The organism is Streptomyces sp. NPDC004721, assembly GCF_053601495.1.
The window spans coordinates 141,083-161,222 of record NZ_JBSGBZ010000010.1; the positions used below are offsets into that span (position 1 = coordinate 141,083).

At 73.9% G+C, this 20,140-nt stretch carries 23 protein-coding genes; 11 read left to right on the top strand and 12 right to left on the bottom strand.

From position 1 onward, the window contains the following. Window positions 1-37: 37 nt before the first annotated feature. The 3 genes from ACWEK3_RS11950 to ACWEK3_RS11960 all read right to left on the bottom strand — a co-directional run bounded on the left by ACWEK3_RS11950 (window position 38) and on the right by ACWEK3_RS11960 (window position 2,457). Window positions 38-760: a CBS domain-containing protein gene (locus ACWEK3_RS11950; protein ID WP_453249604.1), complete on the bottom strand. Its 723-nt coding sequence runs from the start codon at window positions 758-760 to the stop codon at window positions 38-40. Between the two features lie 40 nt (window positions 761-800). Continuing rightward, complete coding sequence (locus ACWEK3_RS11955; protein ID WP_365428185.1) at window positions 801-1,241, bottom strand: pyridoxamine 5'-phosphate oxidase family protein; 441 nt, start codon at window positions 1,239-1,241, stop codon at window positions 801-803. 145 nt (window positions 1,242-1,386) lie between these two features. Next, window positions 1,387-2,457, bottom strand: a complete 1,071-nt coding sequence (locus ACWEK3_RS11960) for a zinc-dependent alcohol dehydrogenase family protein (RefSeq protein ID WP_453249605.1) — start codon at window positions 2,455-2,457, stop codon at window positions 1,387-1,389. Window positions 2,458-2,789: 332 nt separating this feature from the next. Here ACWEK3_RS11960 and ACWEK3_RS11965 point away from each other — a divergent pair, with 332 nt between their 5' ends. The 4 genes from ACWEK3_RS11965 to ppk2 all read left to right on the top strand — a co-directional run bounded on the left by ACWEK3_RS11965 (window position 2,790) and on the right by ppk2 (window position 6,240). Further along, entirely contained in the window at window positions 2,790-3,191 is a 402-nt protein-coding gene (locus tag ACWEK3_RS11965; RefSeq protein ID WP_450539878.1) for an STAS domain-containing protein, read from the top strand. A 132-nt stretch (window positions 3,192-3,323) separates the two neighbouring features. Next, window positions 3,324-3,911: an Rv1733c family protein gene (locus ACWEK3_RS11970; RefSeq protein ID WP_453249606.1), complete on the top strand. Its 588-nt coding sequence runs from the start codon at window positions 3,324-3,326 to the stop codon at window positions 3,909-3,911. 115 nt (window positions 3,912-4,026) lie between these two features. Then, the gene (locus ACWEK3_RS11975) at window positions 4,027-5,367 is read left to right on the top strand and encodes a phosphoribosyltransferase family protein (RefSeq protein WP_450539874.1); all 1,341 of its coding nucleotides are present in this window, start codon (window positions 4,027-4,029) and stop codon (window positions 5,365-5,367) included. Window positions 5,368-5,436: 69 nt separating this feature from the next. Then, window positions 5,437-6,240 carry a polyphosphate kinase 2 gene (gene ppk2 / locus ACWEK3_RS11980; protein WP_450539872.1) on the top strand — a complete coding sequence of 268 codons (804 nt, stop codon included), beginning with the start codon at window positions 5,437-5,439 and terminating at the stop codon, window positions 6,238-6,240. Between the two features lie 2 nt (window positions 6,241-6,242). Here the strand turns inward: ppk2 and ACWEK3_RS11985 are convergent, their stop codons facing one another. From ACWEK3_RS11985 to ACWEK3_RS11995, 3 genes are read right to left on the bottom strand one after another with little or no spacing between them, the layout of a single operon-like run. Further along, on the bottom strand, window positions 6,243-7,109 hold the full coding sequence (locus tag ACWEK3_RS11985; RefSeq protein WP_450539870.1) for a universal stress protein: 867 nt from the start codon (window positions 7,107-7,109) through the stop codon (window positions 6,243-6,245). Window positions 7,110-7,114: 5 nt separating this feature from the next. Continuing rightward, a complete protein-coding gene (locus ACWEK3_RS11990) occupies window positions 7,115-8,137 on the bottom strand; it encodes a zinc-dependent alcohol dehydrogenase (RefSeq protein WP_453249607.1) in 1,023 nt (340 codons plus the stop codon). A gap of 59 nt (window positions 8,138-8,196) precedes the next feature. After that, entirely contained in the window at window positions 8,197-9,102 is a 906-nt protein-coding gene (locus ACWEK3_RS11995; protein WP_453249608.1) for a universal stress protein, read from the bottom strand. A gap of 255 nt (window positions 9,103-9,357) precedes the next feature. On the opposite strand from ACWEK3_RS11995, the gene ACWEK3_RS12000 reads away from it, so the two are divergent. Then, window positions 9,358-9,810, top strand: coding sequence for a universal stress protein (locus ACWEK3_RS12000; RefSeq protein WP_384093151.1), 453 nt, complete (start codon window positions 9,358-9,360; stop codon window positions 9,808-9,810). Window positions 9,811-10,155: 345 nt separating this feature from the next. Here the strand turns inward: ACWEK3_RS12000 and ACWEK3_RS12005 are convergent, their stop codons facing one another. Continuing rightward, entirely contained in the window at window positions 10,156-11,877 is a 1,722-nt protein-coding gene (locus ACWEK3_RS12005; protein WP_453249609.1) for a sensor histidine kinase, read from the bottom strand. Window positions 11,878-12,073: 196 nt separating this feature from the next. On the opposite strand from ACWEK3_RS12005, the gene ACWEK3_RS12010 reads away from it, so the two are divergent. Continuing rightward, on the top strand, window positions 12,074-12,937 hold the full coding sequence (locus ACWEK3_RS12010) for a universal stress protein (RefSeq protein ID WP_450539865.1): 864 nt from the start codon (window positions 12,074-12,076) through the stop codon (window positions 12,935-12,937). 19 nt (window positions 12,938-12,956) lie between these two features. On the opposite strand, the gene ACWEK3_RS12015 is transcribed toward ACWEK3_RS12010, so the two are convergent. From ACWEK3_RS12015 to ACWEK3_RS12030, 4 genes are all read right to left on the bottom strand, one after another. Then, a complete protein-coding gene (locus ACWEK3_RS12015) occupies window positions 12,957-13,985 on the bottom strand; it encodes a 6-phosphofructokinase (protein WP_390729452.1) in 1,029 nt (342 codons plus the stop codon). A 155-nt stretch (window positions 13,986-14,140) separates the two neighbouring features. Next, window positions 14,141-14,572, bottom strand: a complete 432-nt coding sequence (locus ACWEK3_RS12020; RefSeq protein WP_453249610.1) for a DUF4240 domain-containing protein — start codon at window positions 14,570-14,572, stop codon at window positions 14,141-14,143. Between the two features lie 39 nt (window positions 14,573-14,611). After that, a complete protein-coding gene (locus ACWEK3_RS12025) occupies window positions 14,612-15,145 on the bottom strand; it encodes a GNAT family N-acetyltransferase (protein ID WP_390875778.1) in 534 nt (177 codons plus the stop codon). A gap of 63 nt (window positions 15,146-15,208) precedes the next feature. Continuing rightward, complete coding sequence (locus ACWEK3_RS12030) at window positions 15,209-16,105, bottom strand: hypothetical protein (protein WP_453249611.1); 897 nt, start codon at window positions 16,103-16,105, stop codon at window positions 15,209-15,211. Window positions 16,106-16,261: 156 nt separating this feature from the next. On the opposite strand from ACWEK3_RS12030, the gene ACWEK3_RS12035 reads away from it, so the two are divergent. Beyond that, entirely contained in the window at window positions 16,262-17,398 is a 1,137-nt protein-coding gene (locus tag ACWEK3_RS12035; RefSeq protein WP_450539858.1) for a PP2C family protein-serine/threonine phosphatase, read from the top strand. Between the two features lie 42 nt (window positions 17,399-17,440). Here ACWEK3_RS12035 and ACWEK3_RS12040 read toward each other — a convergent pair whose 3' ends face one another. Then, window positions 17,441-17,761, bottom strand: coding sequence for a DUF6343 family protein (locus tag ACWEK3_RS12040; protein ID WP_450539856.1), 321 nt, complete (start codon window positions 17,759-17,761; stop codon window positions 17,441-17,443). Window positions 17,762-17,997: 236 nt separating this feature from the next. On the opposite strand from ACWEK3_RS12040, the gene ACWEK3_RS12045 reads away from it, so the two are divergent. From ACWEK3_RS12045 to ACWEK3_RS12060, 4 genes are all read left to right on the top strand, one after another. Next, on the top strand, window positions 17,998-18,345 hold the full coding sequence (locus ACWEK3_RS12045; RefSeq protein ID WP_450539854.1) for a sortase-dependent protein: 348 nt from the start codon (window positions 17,998-18,000) through the stop codon (window positions 18,343-18,345). Beyond that, window positions 18,342-18,974: a class F sortase gene (locus ACWEK3_RS12050; RefSeq protein WP_450539852.1), complete on the top strand. Its 633-nt coding sequence runs from the start codon at window positions 18,342-18,344 to the stop codon at window positions 18,972-18,974. Before ACWEK3_RS12045 ends, ACWEK3_RS12050 begins: the two co-directional genes overlap by 4 nt. Before the next feature lie 137 nt (window positions 18,975-19,111). After that, entirely contained in the window at window positions 19,112-19,603 is a 492-nt protein-coding gene (locus tag ACWEK3_RS12055; protein WP_141364263.1) for an RNA polymerase sigma factor, read from the top strand. Beyond that, a complete protein-coding gene (locus ACWEK3_RS12060) occupies window positions 19,587-20,108 on the top strand; it encodes a hypothetical protein (RefSeq protein ID WP_450539851.1) in 522 nt (173 codons plus the stop codon). The genes ACWEK3_RS12055 and ACWEK3_RS12060 overlap by 17 nt, the downstream gene beginning before the upstream one ends. The last annotated feature ends 32 nt before the right edge of the window (window positions 20,109-20,140 follow it).

The following is a 20,140-nucleotide window of genomic DNA, read 5'->3' on the forward strand; positions in this document are numbered from 1 at the left end:
GGTTCGCCTCGGCTCGGCGCGAACGGTCCGCGCGCCGTCAGCTCTCGGGGCCGGTCCCCGTGGCGGGCGACGACGGCCGCTCGTCGACCAGATCGGGTTCCAGGAGGGGACGGCGGCGCGGTCCCGTGAGGTCGCAGCGCACGTCCACCACGCCCTCGACGCTGCGCGCCAGGCGGATGGCGAGCGGGATCAGGGAGGCGTCCGGGACCCGGCCGGTGAGCGTGACCACCCCCTCGCACACCGCCACGCCCACCGAGTCCGCCAAGAGCCCGGCGGCGACGACCTGGCGGCGGACCTCCGCCGCGATGTCCTCGTCGCCACGCAGGAACACCTTGAGCAGGTCGGAACGGCTGACGATGCCGATGAGCACACCGTCGTCGCCGACGACCGGCAGGCGCTTGACGCCGTGCCGGGCCATGAGGCGGGCGGCCCGGCCCAGGGTGGCGGCGGGGTGCACGGTGACGGCCGGGGTGTTCATCAGCTCCTCGGCGGTCACGGCCCGGGCCTTGGCCGAACGCGAGCCGGCCACGGGAGGCGACCCTCCGGGCAGGTCCGGATCGTTGTCGCGGAGCTCCTCCTTGCGCAGCAGGTCGGCCTCGGAGACGACGCCGAGCACCCGCCCCCGGCCGTCCAGCACGGGCATCGCGCTGACACCCCACTGCTCCATGGTCCGCACGATCTCCTTGAACATCGCTCCACCGGTCAGCGCGACGACGGTCGGGGTCATCACGTCGCCGACGGTGTACTGGGAAGCCTGCATGGTGTCCTCCGGCGGACTCGAAGAGGGGCGGGCACGAAGATCAGACGAGGTGGTCCAGGCCGTACACGCTGAGTCCGCCGACGAGTTCCCGGCCCGTGACCAGTTCCGGTTCGATGCGGACGAAGACCACCTGCGGCGAGGGCACCCAGGAGCGTGGGCCGCCGTGGAGCAGGCGCCGGTGCTCGGCGGGGTCGGTCACCACCGAGGCGGGGCCGGTGACGACGACGCTCCAGCCCGAGTGCGCGACCGCGTCCACCTCGTCGGCCTCGAAGGCGACCACCGCACCGTCGATCGCACGGACCAGCTCGGAGGTGGCCGAGGTGCACAGCAGCACCGCGCCATCGCCGTCCAGGGCGAAGTTGACCGGGAGCACCGCGGGCAGGGCGTGCCGCGTATGGACGATACGGCCCACCGGCGCCTTGGCCAGCAGCCGCAGGCACTCCTGCCGCCCGAGCTCGCGGAAGCCGTCGTTGCGATACATCAGTCATCCGTCTTTCCACCTGGCGGAGCGCGAGCGGCCGTTCCGCGCCGCGTCTCCTGCGTGTCCTCTGCACCTCTCCCGCGTGTCCCCGTCCCGGGGCGGCCCCGGCGGCCGGGCACGAGGTCCGCGCCCGGCGTCCGGCCCGTCAGGCCGCGGGCACCGGGACGACCTCGCGCCGCGGGCCACCGAGCACGACCTTCAGCGCCCCCGTCTCGGCGGCGTGGCCGAAGACGTCGTAGGCCTCCTCGATGCGCTCCAGCGGGAACGTGTGGGTGACCAGTTGGGAGGTGGGCAGCCGGCCGGCCGCCGCCATCCGCAGCAGGGTGGGCGTGGAGTGGGTGTCGACCAGGCCCGTGGTGATGGTCACGTTCTTGATCCACAGGTCTTCCAGGTGCAGGGTGGCGGGTTTGCCGTGCACTCCGACGTTGGCCACGTGGCCTCCGGGCCGCACCATGCGCGTGCACAGCTCGAAGGTCTCCGGTACACCCACCGCCTCGACGACCACGTCCGCGCCGAGCCCTCCGGTGAGGTCGTCGACCAGCTGTTCGGGGGCCTCGCGCGCATCGGCCACGGCCTCGGCACCGAGCTTGCGGGCGGCCTCCAGACGGGTGGCGGCCAGGTCCACGGCGATGACGCGCTCGGGCGCGAACAGCCGGGCGGTGGCGATCGCCGCGAGGCCGACGGGTCCGGCGCCGACCACGACGACGGTGTCCCCGGGGCGTACCCGCCCGTTGAGCACGCCGACCTCGTAGGCGGTCGGGAAGATGTCGGTCAGCAGCACGGCGTCCGTGTCGGTCACCGCGGCGGGCAGCGGATGCACGGAGAGGTCGGCGAAGGGCACCCGGACGAACTCCGCCTGGGTGCCGTCGATCAGGTGGCCGAGGATCCAGCCCCCGCCGCCGCGGCACTGGCCGTACATGGCCTCGCGGCAGAAACGGCACCGGCCGCAGGCGGTGATGCAGGAGACGAGGACCCGGTCGCCGGGCCGTACGCTGCGCACCTCGGCGCCGACCTCGACGATCTCGCCGACGGCCTCGTGCCCCAGCACCGTGCCGGGGCGGACCTCGGGCACGTCGCCGTTGAGGATGTGCAGGTCGGTCCCGCAGATGGTGACGGCGTCAACGCGCACGACGGCGTCGGTGGCCTCCTCGAGGTCCGGGTCGGGGACCTCCTCCCAGGCGGACTGCCCGGGGCCGTGGAAGACGTAGCCTTTCATGCCGAACCTCACCCTCTTCACTCCGGGGACGGGTGGCCTTGGGTGGCCTTCGCGGACGGACGACCTTCGCGGACGGACGGCGTTCATGGCCGGACGGCCGGGACCCGGCGGTCCGCGGCCGGCGGGCGGGGCCCGCGCTCCGGCGCGCCACCGGGACCGCCCACGCCTTCAGCTTCTCCGACGGTTCGGGGTTCCGCATGGGCCGGTCGGCCCCATCGGCCGCCCGCGGGGGCGGGTGCCCGCGGGGCGGTGCGGCCTCGGGCTCTTCGGCCGCCGCGGAGGGGACCGAACGGCCCTTCCCCTCACCGCTCCGGACCGGCTTGGCTGACGACATGTCCGAACGTCCCACCGGGCCCGCCGTGAGCCACGCGGAACGCATGGTCGGCACCACGACCGTCGTGACACTGAGCGGCGACGTGGACCTCGTCACGAGACTGTCCCTCGTCGCGCGCCTCGACGCGCTGACCGACAAGCCGCGGCCGGACCTGGTGCTCGACCTGCGGCCGGTGCCCTTCATCGACTGTGCCGGGCTGGGCCTGCTGTGCCGGGTCCGCAACCGTGTCACGGCCCGCGGTGGCCGGCTGCGGCTGGTCAGCGGCAGTTCGTCCTTCCGGCGGATCCTGCGCCACACCGGCCTGACCGGTGTCTTCCAGGTACTGCCGGAGTTCGGGGAGGGGACCCCGGCCGCCGGGCCCGTCCCCCGGCAAGGGGTGGTCGCCGCGGGCCAGGGATGAACGGCGGACGAGCAGCCACCGCGGTGGGACGAAAGGTGGGGGCCGGCGCGGGGAAGGACGTCCGATGCACGGGCTGGCGAACGGGCGAGAACGGAAGAAACGAAAGAAACGAAAGAAGGGGAGGCACGACCGGTGAGCGGCAGGACGGGCCGCGGACGCACGCGGCGGAGGCTGTGGCGGTGGCGCCGCAATCCGCTGCGCCGCCACGAGGACATCGTCGAGGCGTGGGCGATCCTGGTGACGTGGGTGGTGATCGTGGTCGGCGGGGCGGTCGCCGGGACGGTGGCGGCGCGCGCCACGGGCCAGGAACTCGCCTGGCAGCGCGCCGACCGGCACCCGGTCCGGGCCGTGCTGTTCACGGCCGCCCCGGCGGCCACGCCCACGGAGAACGCGAGCTACCAGGCACCGGCGAAGGTCCGCTGGACGGGCCCCGACGGCACCACCCGTACCGGGCAGACGCTGGTGAGCACGGACCTGCCGGCCGGTGCGGCGGTCACCGTCTGGCAGGACGGCCGGGGCCATCTGACCAGCGAGCCGCCCGGCCCGGCGGAGGCGACCGCGCAGGCCACCCTGTTCGGCACCTCCGTGGCGCTCGCCTTCGGCGGCCTGGTCTACGGATCGACGGCCCTGGTCCGCCGGCGGCTGGACCGGCGCCGCCACGACCTGTGGGGCGCGGAGTGGGAGCTCGTCGGCCCGCGCTGGGACCAGAAGACGAGCTGAGCCGCCCCTGCCGGCCCGGACGTCCCGGAGGCGTTCGGGTCCCGGAAGCGTTCGAATGGAGTCGAGGCGGTCTGCCGCCGCGCCGCCGGGACCACGTACAAGGAGGTGGCGGCGCATGCGCTACGAGAACCGCGCGGACGCCGGACGGCGCCTGGCCCGGTACCTGGAATTCCTGCGCGACGAGGACGTGGTGGTGCTCGGAGTGCCCCGGGGCGGCGTTCCGGTGGCCTTCGAGGCGGCCCGGCACCTGGGCGCTCCGCTCGACCTGGCCGTGGTGCGCAAACTGCGCGTGCCCTGGCAGCCGGAACTCGGTTTCGGTGCCCTCGGTGAGCACGGGGTACGCGTCATCGACCGGGCCGTCCTGGCGGAGAGCGGACTGGATCCCGCCGAGCGGGAGACCGTCGAACGCGCCGAGCGGGCCGAACTGGAGCGGCGCCTGAGCCACTTGCGCGACAGCCGCCCGCCGCTGCCCGTGGCCGGGCGGACCGCGCTCGTCGTGGACGACTCGCTGTCGACCGGCGCCGCCGCCGAGGCCGCCTGCCGGGTGGCGCGGGCCCGCGGCGCCGCGCGTGTGGTCCTCGCGGTCCCGGTCGGGCCGGAGGCGGCGCTGCCGCACCTGCGCACGGTGGCCGACCGGGTCGTCTGCCTCCAGCCGCTGCGCCACCTCGGTTCGGTCGGGGCCTGGTACGCGGACTTCGGGCAGGTCACCGACGCGGAGGTCGCCACCCTGCTGGCCGAGGCCCAGCGGGCCACCACGACTGCCACCGGGCCGCTCCCCGGATCCCCCTCGGAGTCCCCTTCTCCGGACCGGGAGGTGGAGGTGCCGGCCGGTCCGGTGCGCCTGTCCGCACGGCTGGCCCTGCCGCCCACGCCGCCGGTGGCGGTCGCCTACGCCCTCGGCTGCGGCAGCGGCCGGCACCGGCCGGCCCACCAGCGCGTCGCCGCCGCCCTGCGCCGGGCGGGCCTGGGCACGCTGCTGATCGACCTGCTCACCGAGGACGAGGACCGCACCCCGCACAACGCCTTCGACATCGTGCTGCTGGCCCGGCGCCTGCGGGCCGCCACCGACTGGCTGCGCCGGGAGACCGGCCTGCCCGTGAGCCACTGCGGGGCGGGTACGTGCGCGGGCGCCGTGCTGGAGGCGGCGGCGGAGGACGACATCCGCGCCGTGGTCTGCCTCGGCGGCCGCCCCGACCTGGCCCCGCCCGCGGCGCTGGCCCGGGTGCACGCCCCCTGCCTGTTCGTCGTCGGTGCCCGGGACACCCGGCTCCTCGGACTCAACCGGCTCGCGGCGGACTGGATGCGCTGCGACCACCAGGTCGTCCCCGTGCCCGGTGCCACCGACCTGTTCACCGAGCCGGACACGGTGGAGGCGGCGGCGGACCTGGCCCAGGACTGGTTCACCACCCATCTCGCCCGGCCGGAGGGGGCATCGAGGCCACTGACGTCGGCGTGAGCGGAGTCCGCCGCCCCCGCACGCACGGGTGCGCGGACGCCCGCCGGAAAAGAAGTACGGTGTCCTGCTGTGAGGGCCGACAAAGGGGCGGCGCTGCCGCGCAAGACGTACGAGAGCGAACTGCTGCGCCTTCAGACGGAGTTGGTGAGGCTCCAGGAGTGGGTGCGGGTCACCGGGGCCCGGCTGGTCGTGGTGTTCGAGGGGCGGGACGCGGCCGGCAAGGGCGGCACCATCAAGCGGGTGACCGAGCACCTCAACCCGCGCATCGCCCGGATCGTGGCGCTGCCCGCGCCGACCGAGCGCCAGCGCACCCAGTGGTACTTCCAGCGGTACGTCGAGCAACTGCCGGCCGCCGGGGAGATCGTGCTGTTCGACCGGTCCTGGTACAACCGGGCCGGGGTCGAACACGTGATGGGCTTCTGCACCAAGGAGGAGCACCAGCGGTTCCTGCGCCAGTGCCCCATCTTCGAGCGGATGCTGGTGGAGGACGGGGTCCTGCTGCGCAAGTACTGGTTCTCGGTGAGCGACGCCGTGCAGCAGGAGCGCTTCCTGCGCCGGCTGGAGGACCCGCTGCGACGCTGGAAGCTGTCGCCCATGGACCTGGAGTCCATCACCCACTGGGAGGCGTACTCGCGGGCCAAGGACGAGATGATGGTGCACACGGACATCTCCGAGGCACCGTGGTACGTCGTGGAGAGCGACGACAAGCGCCGCGCCCGGCTGAACATGATCGCCCATCTGCTCGGCACCGTGCCCTACCACGAGATCTCACCCAAGGTGCTGCGGTTGCCGGAGCGGCCGGCGCCGACCGGCTACGAGCGGCCGCCGCGCGATCTGCAGACCTACGTCCCCGATCACACGGCGGACCTGTGACCTCAGGCCCGTTCGGGCACCACGGCCACCGGGCAGGCCGAGTGGTGCAGGGCGGTGTGGGCGACCCGGCCGAGCTGGAGCCCGAACCGTCCCGCCCGGCGCCGGACTCCCACCACGAGCAGGTCGGCGCCCGGCGCGGCGGCCAGCAGCACCCGGCGGGCCGGACCCTCCACGGTGCGCCGGCGCACCTTCACCTCCGGCGGCAGGTCGCGCAGCGCGGCCTCCAGGGCGTCGGCGGCCCGCTCCTCGTACACCCGCTCGGGCTCCCCGCCGATCAGCGGATGGTCGAGAGTCTCGTGCGCGGGGCACCGCCAGGCCCGTACGGCCTCCAGTTCGGCACCGCGGCGCAGGGCCTCCTCGGCGGCGAAGCGCACCGCGGCCGCGGAACTGTCCCCGACACCGACGACGACGCGGCCGTGCACCGGGGAACGGGCCTGGTTGTCGTGGCTGCCGCGGATCACGATCACGGGGCAGTCGGCGTGCGCGGCCACGAACAGGCTGACCGAACCGAGCAGCAGGTCGACGACCGCGCTGCGGCCGCGGGCGCCCACGACCAGGGCGGAGGCGTTCTTGCCCTCCCGCACCAGCGCGTACTCGGGCGCCTCGGGCAGCGCGGCCCGGCTGATCGGCAGGTCGGGGTGGCGGGCGCGGGCGCGCCGGGCGGCGGCCGCGACGACCTCCTCGGCCTCCACCTGGCCGTCCGGCTTGCCGAGTTCACGCGCGAGCGCGGCGCCCTCGTAGCGCTCCCAGAGGGAGGCGTACACCACCCGCAGCGGCACCGCGCGCAGGGCGGCCTCGTCGGCGGCCCAGTCCGCGGCCCGCAGGCTGGATTCGGAACCGTCGACTCCGACGACCAGCGGCAGATCCATGGTCCTCATCCTCCCTCTCCGAGGTCGAACACGATGCGGGCCTTGACCTGACCGCGCAGTACCTCGTCGATGGACTCGTTGACGGAGCTGAGCGGCCGGCTCTCCCGGATGACCCGGGTGCGGCCCTCCGCGTGCAGTTGGAAGACCTCGGCGAGGTCCTGCCGGGTGCCGACGATCGAGCCGATCACGGAGGTGCCGCCGAGCACGGTGTCGAAGATCGGGACCCGGACCGTGCCCTGCGCGGGCAGGGCGACCATGACCAGCTTGCCGCCGCGCCGCAGTCCGGAGGCCACCGCCTCGAAGGCGGCCTCGTTCACCGCGAGGGCGATGGCCGCGTGCGCGCCGCCGTACCGTTTGAGCTCCTGGCCGACGTCCTGGGTGCGGGCGTCGATCAGGATGTCCGCGCCGAGTTCGGCGGCGAGTTCGAGCTTGTCGTCTGTGACGTCGATCGCGGCGACCCGGGCGCCCGCGATCTTGGCGTACTGCACGGCCAGGTGGCCGAGTCCGCCGACCCCGGAGACCGCGACGAGCTGGGCCGGCCGGACGCCGGCGACCTTGAGCGCCTTGTACGTGGTGACGCCCGCGCAGGTCAGCGGGGCCGCGTCGAGGGCACTGACGCCGTCGGGCACCGGTTGCGCGAAGTCGGCCCAGGCCAGCATCTTCTCGGCGTACCCGCCGTCGCAGCCGTATCCGGTGTTGATCTGCTGCTCGCAGAGCGTCTCCCAGCCGGACAGGCAGTGCTCGCAGCGGCCGCAGGCATGGCCGAGCCACGGCATGGCCACCCGCTGCCCGACGGACAGGTGGGTGACGCCCGCGCCGAGCTTCTCCACGAGGCCGACACCCTCGTGGCCGGGCACGAACGGCGGGTTCGGCTTGACCGGCCAGTCGCCGTGCGCGGCGTGGATGTCGGTGTGGCACAACCCGCAGGCCTCGACGCGGGCGCGGACCTGGCCGGGTCCGGGCTCGGGGTCCGGGCGCTCCTCGACGACCAGCGGTTCGCCGAAGGTCCGTACGACCGCAGCCTTCATGATCCTCACTCCTCGGGTGGGGTCCTGTGGTGTTCGGTGGGCCGTGCTCGTGGTGCCGGTCAGGCGTGCGCGACGACCGCGACGGGGGCGGCGGCATGGTGCAGGACGGAGTGGGTGACGTGGCCAATGCGGGCGCCCAGGGGGTTGCGGCGCTCGCGCCGGCCCACGACGACGAGGGATGCCTCGCGGGAGGCGTCGACGAGCAGTTCCGCGGCGCTGCCGGGGCGGGAGACCTCGGCGACCTCGACGTCCGGGTACTTCCGCCGCCAGGGGCACAGCGCCTCGGTCAGTCGGGCGGCCTCGGCCACCGTGGGCGAGGTGAGCAGTTCGGCGTCGGCGGGCACGCCGTAGCCGTAGTACAGCGGCGGGTACCAGCCGTGCACGACGCGCAGCGAGGTGCCCCGGCGCGCGGCCGCCTCGAAGGCGAACCGGATCAGGTCCTCGTCCGGGTGCGCGGTGTCCAGGCCCAGGACGACGGGCCGGAAGGCGGCCGCGGCGGAGGGAATGCCCGCGGGGTCCCTCTCGTGCTGGTCGGCGGCCTGTTCCCCGGCCCGCACCAGGACGACGGGCCGCTCGGCGCGCGCCACGACGGACAGCCCGACCGAGCCGGCAAGGAAGCCGCCGAGCCCGCCGAGGGCGCGCGAGCCCAGCACGAGCAGTTCGGCGTCGGCCGCCTCGTCGGTGAGGATCTCGGCGGGACGGCCGGGCAGGTGCTCGGCGCGCACCTCGACACCCGGATGGCGCAACCGCAGCCCCTCGGCGGCCTCGCGGGGCACCCGCTCGGTCCGGTGCCGGTACGTCTCCGCACCGAGCAGCGGTGCCTGCGCCAGGGGCTCGGGCACCGGCTCCCCCACATGGACGAGCCGCACCGGCAGCCCGAGCAGCTCCGCCTCCCGCGCCGCCCATTCGGCGGCGGCCCTGCTCTCGGGAGAACCGTCGAGACCGACGGTTACGGTGCGGGGCATGGTCTCCCACCTCCTGCGACGCTGTCTCGACGGGCACTTCGGTGATCAGTTGATCCGCTTCCGAGAATCGCCGCCACCCGGCGCGGTGGCCATGGGCCGCTGGTCCCGCACCAGGGCCGACCGGCCCCCTGACCGAGCCCCACCGGGGTGGCCTCGCGCGTACCCGGCCGCCGGGCGGGGCGGTCCCTGGCTGGCACGGTCGTGTCGGGCCGGGCAGCGTGGACGTAGGGACAACGACTGCTCAGTGAGGTGGCCATGCAACCCTCCGAACCGCGACGCCGGGTGGTCGTGGGCGTGGACGGTTCGCCGTCCTCCTGCGCGGCGCTGCGCTGGGCGGCGGAGTACGCCCAACTCGTCGGCGGCGTCGTGGAGGCGATCCACGCCTGGGACACGCCGTCGGTCGTCGGCTGGACCGGACCCGCGATCGATCCCGAGTTCGACCTGGAGCAGGCCCGGGAGCGCTTCGCGGAGGGACTGCACGCCGTCTTCGCGGACGACCGCCCGGCGCACCTGGTGGAGTACCTGGTCGAGGGCGATCCGTCGGAGGTACTGATCCGCGCCTCGGCGGGGGCGGACGTCCTCGTCGTGGGCAGCCGGGGCCGCGGCGGCTTCGCCCGCGCGATGCTGGGCTCGGTCAGCCAGCGCTGCGCCCAGCACGCGTCCTGCCCGGTGGTCGTGGTGCACCCGGAGCACGAACACCACGGCTGATAAGACCCGCGCAGCCCTGCCCGGGTCACTGCTCCGCTGAAGTCCGGGCCACTGCACCGGTGGAGCCCGGTCACTGCCCCCGGTCAAACCCCGGCCACTCCCGCCGTAAAACCCCAGCCACCACCCCGGTGGAGCCCGGTCACCGCCCCGGTGAAACCCCCGTCACTCCCCCGGCCCAACCCCGGCCACTCCCGCCATGAAGCCCCAGCCACCGCCCCCGTAAAACCCCCGCCACTCCCGCCGTAAAACCCCCAGCCACCACCCCGGTGGAGCCCGGTCACCGACCCGGTGAAACCCCCGTCACTCCCCCGGCCAAACCCCGGCCACCGCCCCGGTGAAACCCCCTCACTCCCCCGCTGAAGGCCGCGGGGCCTCCGTCGTGCCCACCGGTGCGTGCCAGAGCAGCCTGGTGCCTCCGCCCTCGGGTGTGGTCCACTCCAGGCCGCCGCCCAGCCTGCGGGCCCGTTCGGCCATGTTGGCCAGTCCGCTGCGGCGCCCGTCGGCGGGAATCCCCACGCCGTTGTCGGTGACCGTCAGCCGCACGCTGCGGCCGTCGGTCTCGAGCGCCACGTCCACACGGTCGGCGTGCGCGTGCCGGGCGACGTTCGTCAGCGCCTCCGACAGGACCGCCACCACCTCGTCCGCGGTCTCCCGGGACACATGGGTGTCAAGCAGCCCCTCCATCCGGACCCCGGGCGCGAACCCCAGCACGGGCGCGGCCTCGCCGACCACCTGCACCGCGCGCGTCCGCAGTCCGGCGCCCGCCTCGTCGTCGTGCGCCCGCAGACCGAAGATCGTCGACCTGATGATCTTGATGGTCTCGTCCAGGTCGTCCACCGCCCGCAGCACCCGCTCCTTGGCGCCCGTATGGTCGATGAACCGGCCCGCGCTCTGCAACGTCATGCCCGTCGCGAACAGCCGCTGGATCGCCAGGTCGTGCAGGTCCCTGGCGATCCGGTCGCGGTCCTCAAGGAGCGTGATCTGCTCCGCGTCCCGCCGCCGTCCCGCGAGTTCCATCGCCACGGCGGCCTGCGCCGCGAATCCCTTCAGCAGCTCCAGCTCCTTGCCGGAGAAGTCGGTCCCGCCGGCCTCCCGCACGAGCAGGACCACGCCGCGCACATGATCGCCCGGATCGCCGACCGGCACCGCCACGGCGGGACCCAGGCCGGAAAACCGCGGCGGACCCGCCGTCACCCGCGGGTCCCGCGCGATGTCCGGGCTGCTCACCGGCACCCCGCCGGCGAACGCCTCCCCGGTCAGCGTGCCCTCCACCGGCAGCACCAGCCCCCGGTGCGCCTCCGCCTCCTGGCCGATCGCCAGCTCCACACTCAGCGTGCCGGTCCCCTTCACCGGCGTCGACATCGCCGCCAGCGCCGCCCCCGTGATCTCCCGCGCGCGCTCGGCGATCAGCCCGAGGACCTCCGCCTGGTCGGCACCCGACATCAGGCTCTGGGTGATCTCCGCCATCGCCCGCAGCCAGCGCTCCCGCAGCCGCGACTCCTCGTACAGCCGCGCGTTGTCGATCGCCACGCCCGCCGCCACGGCCAGCGTGGCCAGCACCGACTCGTCGTCCTCGTCGAACTCCAGCCCGCCGCGCTTCTCGGTCAGGTACAGATTGCCGAAGACCTGGTCCCGCACCCGGATCGGAACGCCGAGGAACGTGTTCATCGGCGGATGGTGCTCCGGGAAGCCGTACGACGCCGGATGCTCCGACAGCTTCGCCAGCCGCAGCGGTTCCGGATGCCGGATCAGCTCGCCCAGGATCCCGTGCCCTTCGGGGTACGCGCCGATCCGCCCGATCTGCTCCTCGCCCACACCGACCGTGTGGAACGCCGACAACCGGCTGCCGTCGGGACCGATCACGCCCAGCGCCGCGTACTCGGCGTCCACCAGCGTCGCCGCGGCGTCCACGATCCTGTACAGCACCTGCTCCAGGTCAAGCTCCCGACCGACCGCGAGCACCGCCTCCAGCAGGCTGTGCACCCGGTCCCGGGTACCCCGCGCCGCGTCCAGACGCGCCTGCAGCTCCCCCAGCAACTCGTCCAACCGCAACTGCGGCAGCCGCACACGGGCCTCCCCTGACTCCCCGGAACCACCCACCGGCGACCCTCCAAACCCCCGCGCACCACCGAAAGCCGTCTCACCCACTTGCCAGCCACATTATCGGCCCCTGCGGGGGAGGGCACCGGGAGCCCGGCCGGTCCGGCTGGTGGCGCCGTCACGGCCCGTCCACAATGGTGCTTCGGCCCGCAAGGAGGACCGGATGACCCGTTTCCTCATGGCCGGGATCGACGCGTCCCGGGAGAGCCTCGTCGCGGCCGAGTGGGCGGCCGAGGAGGCGGCCCGCCGCGATCTGGAGCTTCGTCTGGTGCACGCCGTGCCCGCCCCCGCCGATGACATCGCCGATCCACCGGTCGCCCTCTCCTGGCAGCGGTCCGGCGAGGAGGTGCTGGGGCGCGCCGAGGCGGGTCTCGCCGCGGGGAGTCCGGGTGTGGCGATGAGCGGCGTGCAGGTGGCCGGCTCCGCCCCGGCCGCCTTGCTCTCCGCTGCCCGGACGGCCGAGCTCCTCGTCGTCGGGGCTCGGGGGGACGGCGGATTCGACGGCCTCGCGGTGGGCTCGACGGCGCTGGCGGTGGCGAGTTGCGCGCCCTGTCCCGTGGCGGTCGTGCCCCGGCCTCCCGCCGCCGCCCTGCACGATGCCGAGGTGGCCGTGGGCGTCGACGACGTGCGCACGGCGGCCGGGTCCCCTCTGGGCTTCGCCTTCGGTGCCGCTCGACTCCGTGAGGCCCGGTTGCGGGCCGTGCACGCGTGGTCCCTCGCCGGCGCCCCGCTCTGGACCGCGCTCGCGGTGCCCGAGGAGGACCGGGCGACGTGGGAGGACGAGGAGGTCCAGCGGTTGTCCGACGTGCTCCGGGAGCCGCGCGAGAGGTATCCGGACGTCTCCGTGCTGCCCGACGTCGTCCTGCTCCACCCGGCCTACGCGCTGGTGCACGCCTCGCGGCGGGCCGGTCTGCTCGTCGTCGGCCGGCACGCGAGCCCGCGGGCGGCCGAGCAGCGGCTGGGTCCCGTGGCCCACGCCGTCCTGCACCACTCCCACTGTCCAGTGGTCGTCGTGCCTCACGGGTGACCACACGTCAGACCGCACCTCAGGTGCCGAAGAAGACGTCGAACTCCTCGTACAGCTCCATGGGGACCAGCTTGTTCGTGCCCGTCACGTCCGCGAGCGGGACGCGTACGACGTCCGTGCCGCGCAGGGCCACCATCGTGCCGAAGGCGCCGTCCCTGAGGGCCTCCACGGCGTGCAGACCGAAGCGGGTGGCGAGCCACCGGTCGTAGGCGGACGGCGTGCCGCCCCGCTGGACGTGGCCGAGCACCGTCGTACGCGCCTCCTTCTCGGTACGGCTCTCCAGCTCCCGGGCCAGCCAGTCGCCGATCCCGGACAGGCGCACGTGCCCGAACTCGTCGCGCGACTCGTCCTTGACCACCATCTGCCCGGCCCGTGGGACGGCCCCCTCCGCCACGACGACGATCGGCGCGTAGTTGATCTCGAAACGCCTCTCCACCCAGGCGCACACCCGGTCGAGATCGAACTCCACCTCCGGGATGAGGATGGCGTTCGCGCCGCCGGCGACGCCCGCGTGCAGGGCGATCCAGCCCGAGTGGCGCCCCATCACCTCGACGACCAGCGTGCGCTTGTGCGACTCCGCGGTGGTGTGCAGGCGGTCGATGGCTTCGGTCGCGATGCCGACCGCGGTGTCGAAGCCGAAGGTGTAGTCGGTGCCGCCCACGTCGTTGTCGATGGTCTTGGGCACGCCGACCAGGTCGACCCCGGCGTCGGACAGCGCGCTCGCGACGCTGAGCGTGTCCTCGCCGCCGATGACGACGAGAGCGTCGATCTCGTGCGCACGGAGGGTCTCGCGGATGCGGTCGATGCCCCTGTCGAGCCGGAGCGGGTTGGTGCGGGAGGAGCCGAGGATCGTGCCGCCGAGCGGCAGGATCCCGCGCACGGCCGCGACGTCCAGGGGACGGGTGACGTCCTTGACGGCGCCGCCCCAGCCGTCCGCGATCCCGACGAACTCCCAGGCGTACTCCTGCGCGCCCTTGCGTACGACGCTGCGGATCACCGCATTCAGTCCGGGGCAGTCGCCGCCTCCGGTCAGCACTCCCACCCGCATGGCCTCTCCCTCGCAGCTCTCCCTCCCAGCTTGGACCCACCGGCCACGGGCCGCACGGCACGGTCCGCCGCGCGCCCGGCCCACGTGACCGCCGCGCGCGCGAGACGTCGTCACGGGTGCCATGCCGCAGGGTGCGGGAGCGTCCCCCTCGATCTCTACGCGTCGGCCCACCCGGCGGAGTTCGAGTAGGACTCGTAGGAGTAGCGGGTACCGCGATCCCACTCCTCGCCGGTGACCCGCCGGTAAGCCTCGTCCGGCACGTGGAGCAGGTGCTCCGCCCAGACGAGGTCTTCGGCGTAGGGGGCGAACAGGCGCGGGTCGCGGAGTACCGCCGCGTACGTGTCCCGGCCGGCGGCCACGACGGCTGCGCGGGTGTAGAGGAAGCTGTCCCCCGACAGGTCGTGCCCGTACTCCTCGCGGTCCAGCCGGTAGAGGGCCCATGACAGCTGCTCGGCGAACCCGACGACCGTCGCCTGTGTCTCCGCGGAGAGACGGTCCGTCAGCGCCGCGGCCAGTTGTTCCGCGTCCGGGTCCGGCGCGGACGGTGTGCAGTCGTCGATGAGCTGCCAGAAGGCGTTCTCGTTCACGGGCAGAGCATGACGCACGGCAGTGACAGCGGCGCCCTGTCACATGGGGAACGACAGCAGGCGTACGGCTCCGGCCGGCCAGCCTGCCCGGTCGTGCAGGGGCGTGACCATGGTCCGCAGCGGCATCAGCACGGGCCCGCCGGGTTGCTCGACATGCACGTCCTGGTCCAGCGCTCGCCAGCCGAGCCGTTCGTAGAGGGGGACGAGGGGCCGGCGGCAGAAGAGAAGTCCGTGCCGCGGTCCCATCGTCCGTGCGTGCTCCAGGGCCGCCGTGACGACTTGGCGCGCCAATCCGCGCCCCCGCACATCCGGTGCGACGGCCACTCCGCCGACGCCTACTACTTCGGTGCTGTCACCGCCGATGGACATGGGCAGCCGGAGCAGCCCGGCATGCGCCACGAGGCGGCCTTCCAGCCTGACGCCGAAGTGGTGTTCCTTCGGCAGCCAGGTGAGTCCTGCGTACGCGACGCCGAAGGGATCGGTGCCGTCGCCGAGGATCTCCTTCTTCTCGGCCTCTGTGTAGTGCGTGAGCCGCACTACCGCCGGCGGCGCGGGATGGAGGTGATCAGCCATGGCGACATGATCCTGCCCATGTCGGCTCGCGGCCAAGTGGGAGGCTTCTTGAGCACCTTTCTCTCAGCCCTTGTGCTGCTGTGCCTGTTCGGCGAGCTTCCGGGCACGGGCTGCGGCGCCCTTGGCCCGGCGCCGGGCCTCACGCATCGTCCCGTCGAGGTCCCGTGTGCGGTCGCGGGCCTTGTGGGCGGCTTCCCCGGCCACCTGCTGCTCACGTTCGGCGTGTTCGAGTTGCCGGGACAGCTCGGTGACGCGCTGCTCGGCCCGCTGCTGCTCTTCCTCCGCCCGGCTCTGCTCCTCCTTGGCGTCGGCCAGCTCGTTCTCACGGTCGTGGAGCTCCCGCTCGGCGTCCGCGGCCAGTTGCCGGGCTCGCTCAAGTTGCTCTTGCTGCTCGCGGCGCCGGACGCGCGCGGCGTCCAGGTCGGCCACCTCGCCGGCGGGCCGGGTGCGGCGGGTGGCCGGAGCTTCCTCGGTGGCTGAGAAAAAGGCGGGGAAGCCGACCGGGGCGCTCAGCGGCTTCGTCAGGCGCCCTTCCGCCCATTGCTCGGCCGCCTCGGGATCGGCCAGTACCGCGTGCAGGGTGTCCTGGACCTCCTGCCGGGTGTCGTCGCCGATACGCTGCCCGGCCTGGGCCGCCAGCCGGCCGGCCTGCCGGGCCAAGGCGGAGGTGAGCCGGTGCTGTCGCGCCGAAAGCTCCCGGAGCTGCCCGCCGTCCAGATCCTGGTGGGCCTGCCTCAGCGCCGCACCCAGCTCCAGCAGCCGTTCGACCTCGTCCGGCCGCTCGCGCACCAGCAGGTTGCCGGCCCACGCGGCCAGGGTGGGGCGGCGCAGATGACGGATTCGGGAGGCCAGCTCGGGATCGCCTGCCGCGCGGGCGGCCTTGGCCCGCTCGTCGCGGGCGGCGGTGAAGTCGCCCGGCGGAAGGCCGTACAGCTCGTCGACGACAGCGTCCCAGTCCACCTTTCCCTCCACCCACCATCCGGCCCACCACCTGGCAGGTAGCTTTTGTCACTGTACGGTCTGATATAGGCCTTTTATGGATTCGAACGGCGGCCGGACCCTTGGCCCGGCGGCACCAGCCTTGCGCGGCGCCGTATGCCACACAGTGAGGGCCATATGACGGACGTGGGAGCCGGCGGCATCTTCGAGGAGGCGCGGGGGCAGCGTGCCCTCGTGGCCTTGCCGTTCGCGCTGATCGCGGCGATCTCCCTCGCGGACGCGCTGACTCCGCCGTACGTGGAGCTCGGACCGCTGCTGATGGCGGCGCCCGCCGTCAGCGCCGCGTTCGCCGGCCCCCGGCTCACCGCGCTGGTCAGTGTCCTGGCCGTGGGCGCCCGTGTCACGGTGGCCTCGCTCCAGCACACGCTGGGGGACGAGAGCCGGAGCGCGGGGATCGCCGCGCTGGCCGTCGGCGCGATCGTGGTGGTCGTCTTCACGGCCGTACGCGACCGGCACAGGCGCGTGCTGAGCCAGGTGCGGTCCGTGTCCGAGGCCGCGCAGAAGGTCCTGCTGCGGCCGCTGCCGGACCGCATCGGGCCACTGACGGTCGCCTCGGTCTACCTCGCCGCCGAAGCCGAGGCACAGATCGGCGGTGACCTGTACGCCGCGACACGTACCAGCACCAGTACCCGGCTGCTCATCGGCGACGTCCGGGGCAAGGGGCTGGCGGCCGTCGGGGACGCCGCGATGCTGCTCGGGTCCTTCTACGGATTCGCCTACCGCCAGGCGTCCCTGCCCGCCCTCGCGGCACACCTGGACGGCAGCGTCAGCTGGGATCCGCACAGCGGCGCAGACGACGGCGAGGAGCGCTTCATCACGGCGGTGCTCCTCGACTTCCCCGACCACGGCGGCTGCGTCCACGTGGTCAACTGCGGACACCCCCCGCCGCTGATGCTCCATGGCGGCATCGTGGAGCCGCTCAACCGCAGCGAGTCGGCGCCACCGCTCGGGCTCGGCGAGTTCAACGACGGCCAGTACGTCCTCGACACGTTCCCCTTCGAGGAGGACGACCTGCTGCTGCTGTACACCGACGGCGTTGTCGAGGCCCGCGACGAGTCCGGCGCCTTCTACCGGCTCGCCGAACGTCTCGCCACGTGGGGTGACCGCACGCCCGGCGACGTGCTCCAGCGCCTGCACGGCGACCTCCTCGCACACGTGGGGGGCCGGCTCGCCGACGATGCCGCGGCCATCGCGGTCATGCACACGCCGCCGCAGCGACACCCGTCCGTCGCGCGGGGCGCACAACCGGGATAGCAGGATCAGGCCGGCCGCTCAACGTGTGGTCGAGGCGGTGCCTCATTCACGCCTGAGCCGCCGCGCGACGACCACTAGATCGACCATCGCAAAGAGGGCGAGCACCCCGCACACCACGGCGATGGCGGTCAGCGGGCCGGGCCCGGGGCTGTCCCCCGACCCCGAGTCCGCCGCCCACACCGCGAAGTACGCGGTCGCCGCGGCGAAGACCGGGACGAACACGCCTGACAGAAGCAGGCGCAGTCCGAGCGGGCTCTGCGCGGTCACCGGTTCCGTGCCGGTCCGGGGGGAGCGGCGGCCGATCGTCCCGGAGTCCCTTCGGGTCGCCCTTTCCTCGTGACGACCCGGATTCGTTCCGCTCATGGCTTCGTTCCTCACGGTTTCGACAGCGGTGCCTTCCCGCATCCAGTGGTCCCGAGCGGTCGGGGTTTCCTGCTGCCCGGCACTGAAACGGCAGCCCGCGGCCCGGCAGCCGTATGCCGGACGACCGGAACACGACTTTGCTATTCCTTTACAACCTGCTCCCGCCCCGCCTCGTCTCTCCGCTCGATCCACAACCGCCCGCCGACCGGCGGGCGCCGACGAAAGAGAGCGATCCGATGCGCCGAACCATCCTCACCGCCGCGGCGGTTGCCTGCACCGCCGTGCTGGCGGGAACCGCACCCGCCTTCGCCGACGGGGCCACTCCCTCCCCGGTCCCCACCAGGGCCGCCACCCCCGCGGAGGCCGACTCCGCGACCCCCGCGCCGGTCGCCGAACCGACCCGCGCCCCGGCCCGTAGCCAGGTCCGCGCGGTGCCGGCGGGCGCGCCCGACACCGGTGTCACCACCCCCGCCCAGGAATCCGGCTCCCGGGACGGCCTGATCGGCGGCGGCGTCGGCGTGGCGCTCGTCATGGCCGGCGGGGCCGTGCTCGTCGTCCGCCGCCGCCGGGCGACCGGGGCATGACGCCGCTCTCCAGGCGCGCGTTCGGCACCGCGGCGCTGACCGCGCTGCTCGCGGGCTGCGGTGACAGCGGGAACGGCCGGTCCGCGACCGTCCATCCCACCGGCACCCGCGGCGGCGGCACTCCGGACACCGGAGACGTCACGCCGGGCGTCGGCTCCCCGCGCCCCCTGCGGCGTTCGGTCCCGGTCCGGCTCCGGATCCCGGCCATCGGGGTCGACACCCCGCTGCTGAGCCTCGGTCTGGAACCGGACGGCACCGTGCAGGTCCCCCCGGTCACCGCACACGACCAGGCGGGCTGGTACCGGTACTCGCCCACACCGGGGCAGCTCGGGCCGTCGGTCGTCCTCGGCCATGTCACGGTCGGTTCCTACGGCGACGGAGTCTTCCGCCACCTGGGCCGGCTGCGGACCGGCGAGACGATCACCGCCCGCCTGGGGAACGGCACACAGGCGCAGTTCGCCGTCGCTTCCACCCGGACGGTGGCCAAGGCGCGCTTCCCGGCCGAAGACGTCTACGGGAACGTGGACCGCCCGGAGTTGCGGCTCATCACCTGCGGCGGCCCGCGCGACGGCGACGGCTACCGCGACAACGTGATCGTGTTCGCCGCCCTCACTGCCACCCTCCGCTGACGGGCCGGTACCCCGCGACGGCGGCCGGGCCGGCGGAACGCGACACCGCCGGCCCGGCATCCTCCCCCGGGAGCCGCCGCCCCGCCCGTGGCCCCGACACACTTGTGCCCGACTCGGCACCCCGACCCTGGAGAGCGTTGAAACGGTCCCGCGACAAGGCAGCGTCCGAACTGTTCGCCGCCCTGTACCCGCGCCTCGCCGGCTGGTGCCGCCGGCTCGTCGACGACGACGAGACGGCCCACGAGATCGCCTCCGAGGCGTTCACCCGCCTCTGGGCCCGCTGGACGTCGGTGGAGGAGCCCCGCGGGTTCCTCTATGTGACCGCGGCCAACATCGTCCGCGACCACTGGCGCAAGCAGGAACGCGAGCGCCGCGCCGTGCGCCGCGTCACCACCGAGGCCGCGCTCCGCCCCCACACCGAGCAGACGGACCCGTCGGTGCGCCTGCTCGTGCAGTCCCTGCCGGAACGACTGCGCGTCCCGATCCTCCTCCACTACTACGCTGACATGCCGATCTGGCAGGTGTCCGTGCTGACCGGACGCAAGGAAGGAACCGTCAAAGCCGACCTCCACGCGGCCCGAGAACTGCTCCGCGTCCACCTCAGGAGAAGCCTTGACCACTCGCTTTGACAACGACCCGGAGTTCGCGCCCGACGACCCGCTCACGGTGCTCCTGCGGCCCCCGTCCGGCCGTCTCGGCCCGCCCCCCGGCCAGTACGAGGCGATCCGTCGCGCGGCCGCCCGCCGCAAGCTGCTGAGGGCCGCGGCCGGAGCGGCGCTGACCTGTGCGGTGGCCGCCATCGTCGTACTGCCGCTGCATCTGTCGGCCCCGGCCGCACCCGTCACGCCCACGGTCCCCCTGGCCCCGCCGCCTCCCGCGACCGCACCGGCTCCCGCCCCCACCCCCACGACCGCACGGACGGCGTTTCCCTCGGACACCCCCACCCCCCGCCCCCAGGAGGGGTCCGCGACCAGGAGGGTCCCTCCCGCGCCGAGCCGCACGCCGAACCGCACGCCCAGCCGTACGGCGACGGCCGGCACCCGCGGCACGGCCCTGCCCGACCCGGTCCGCACGACACCGACCACTGAACGGCCCCGGGCATTTCCCACACCCGGGGCCGCAACTCCTCGCTAGAGGCTGCCGGAACGCTGCCTGTTGGAACGCTG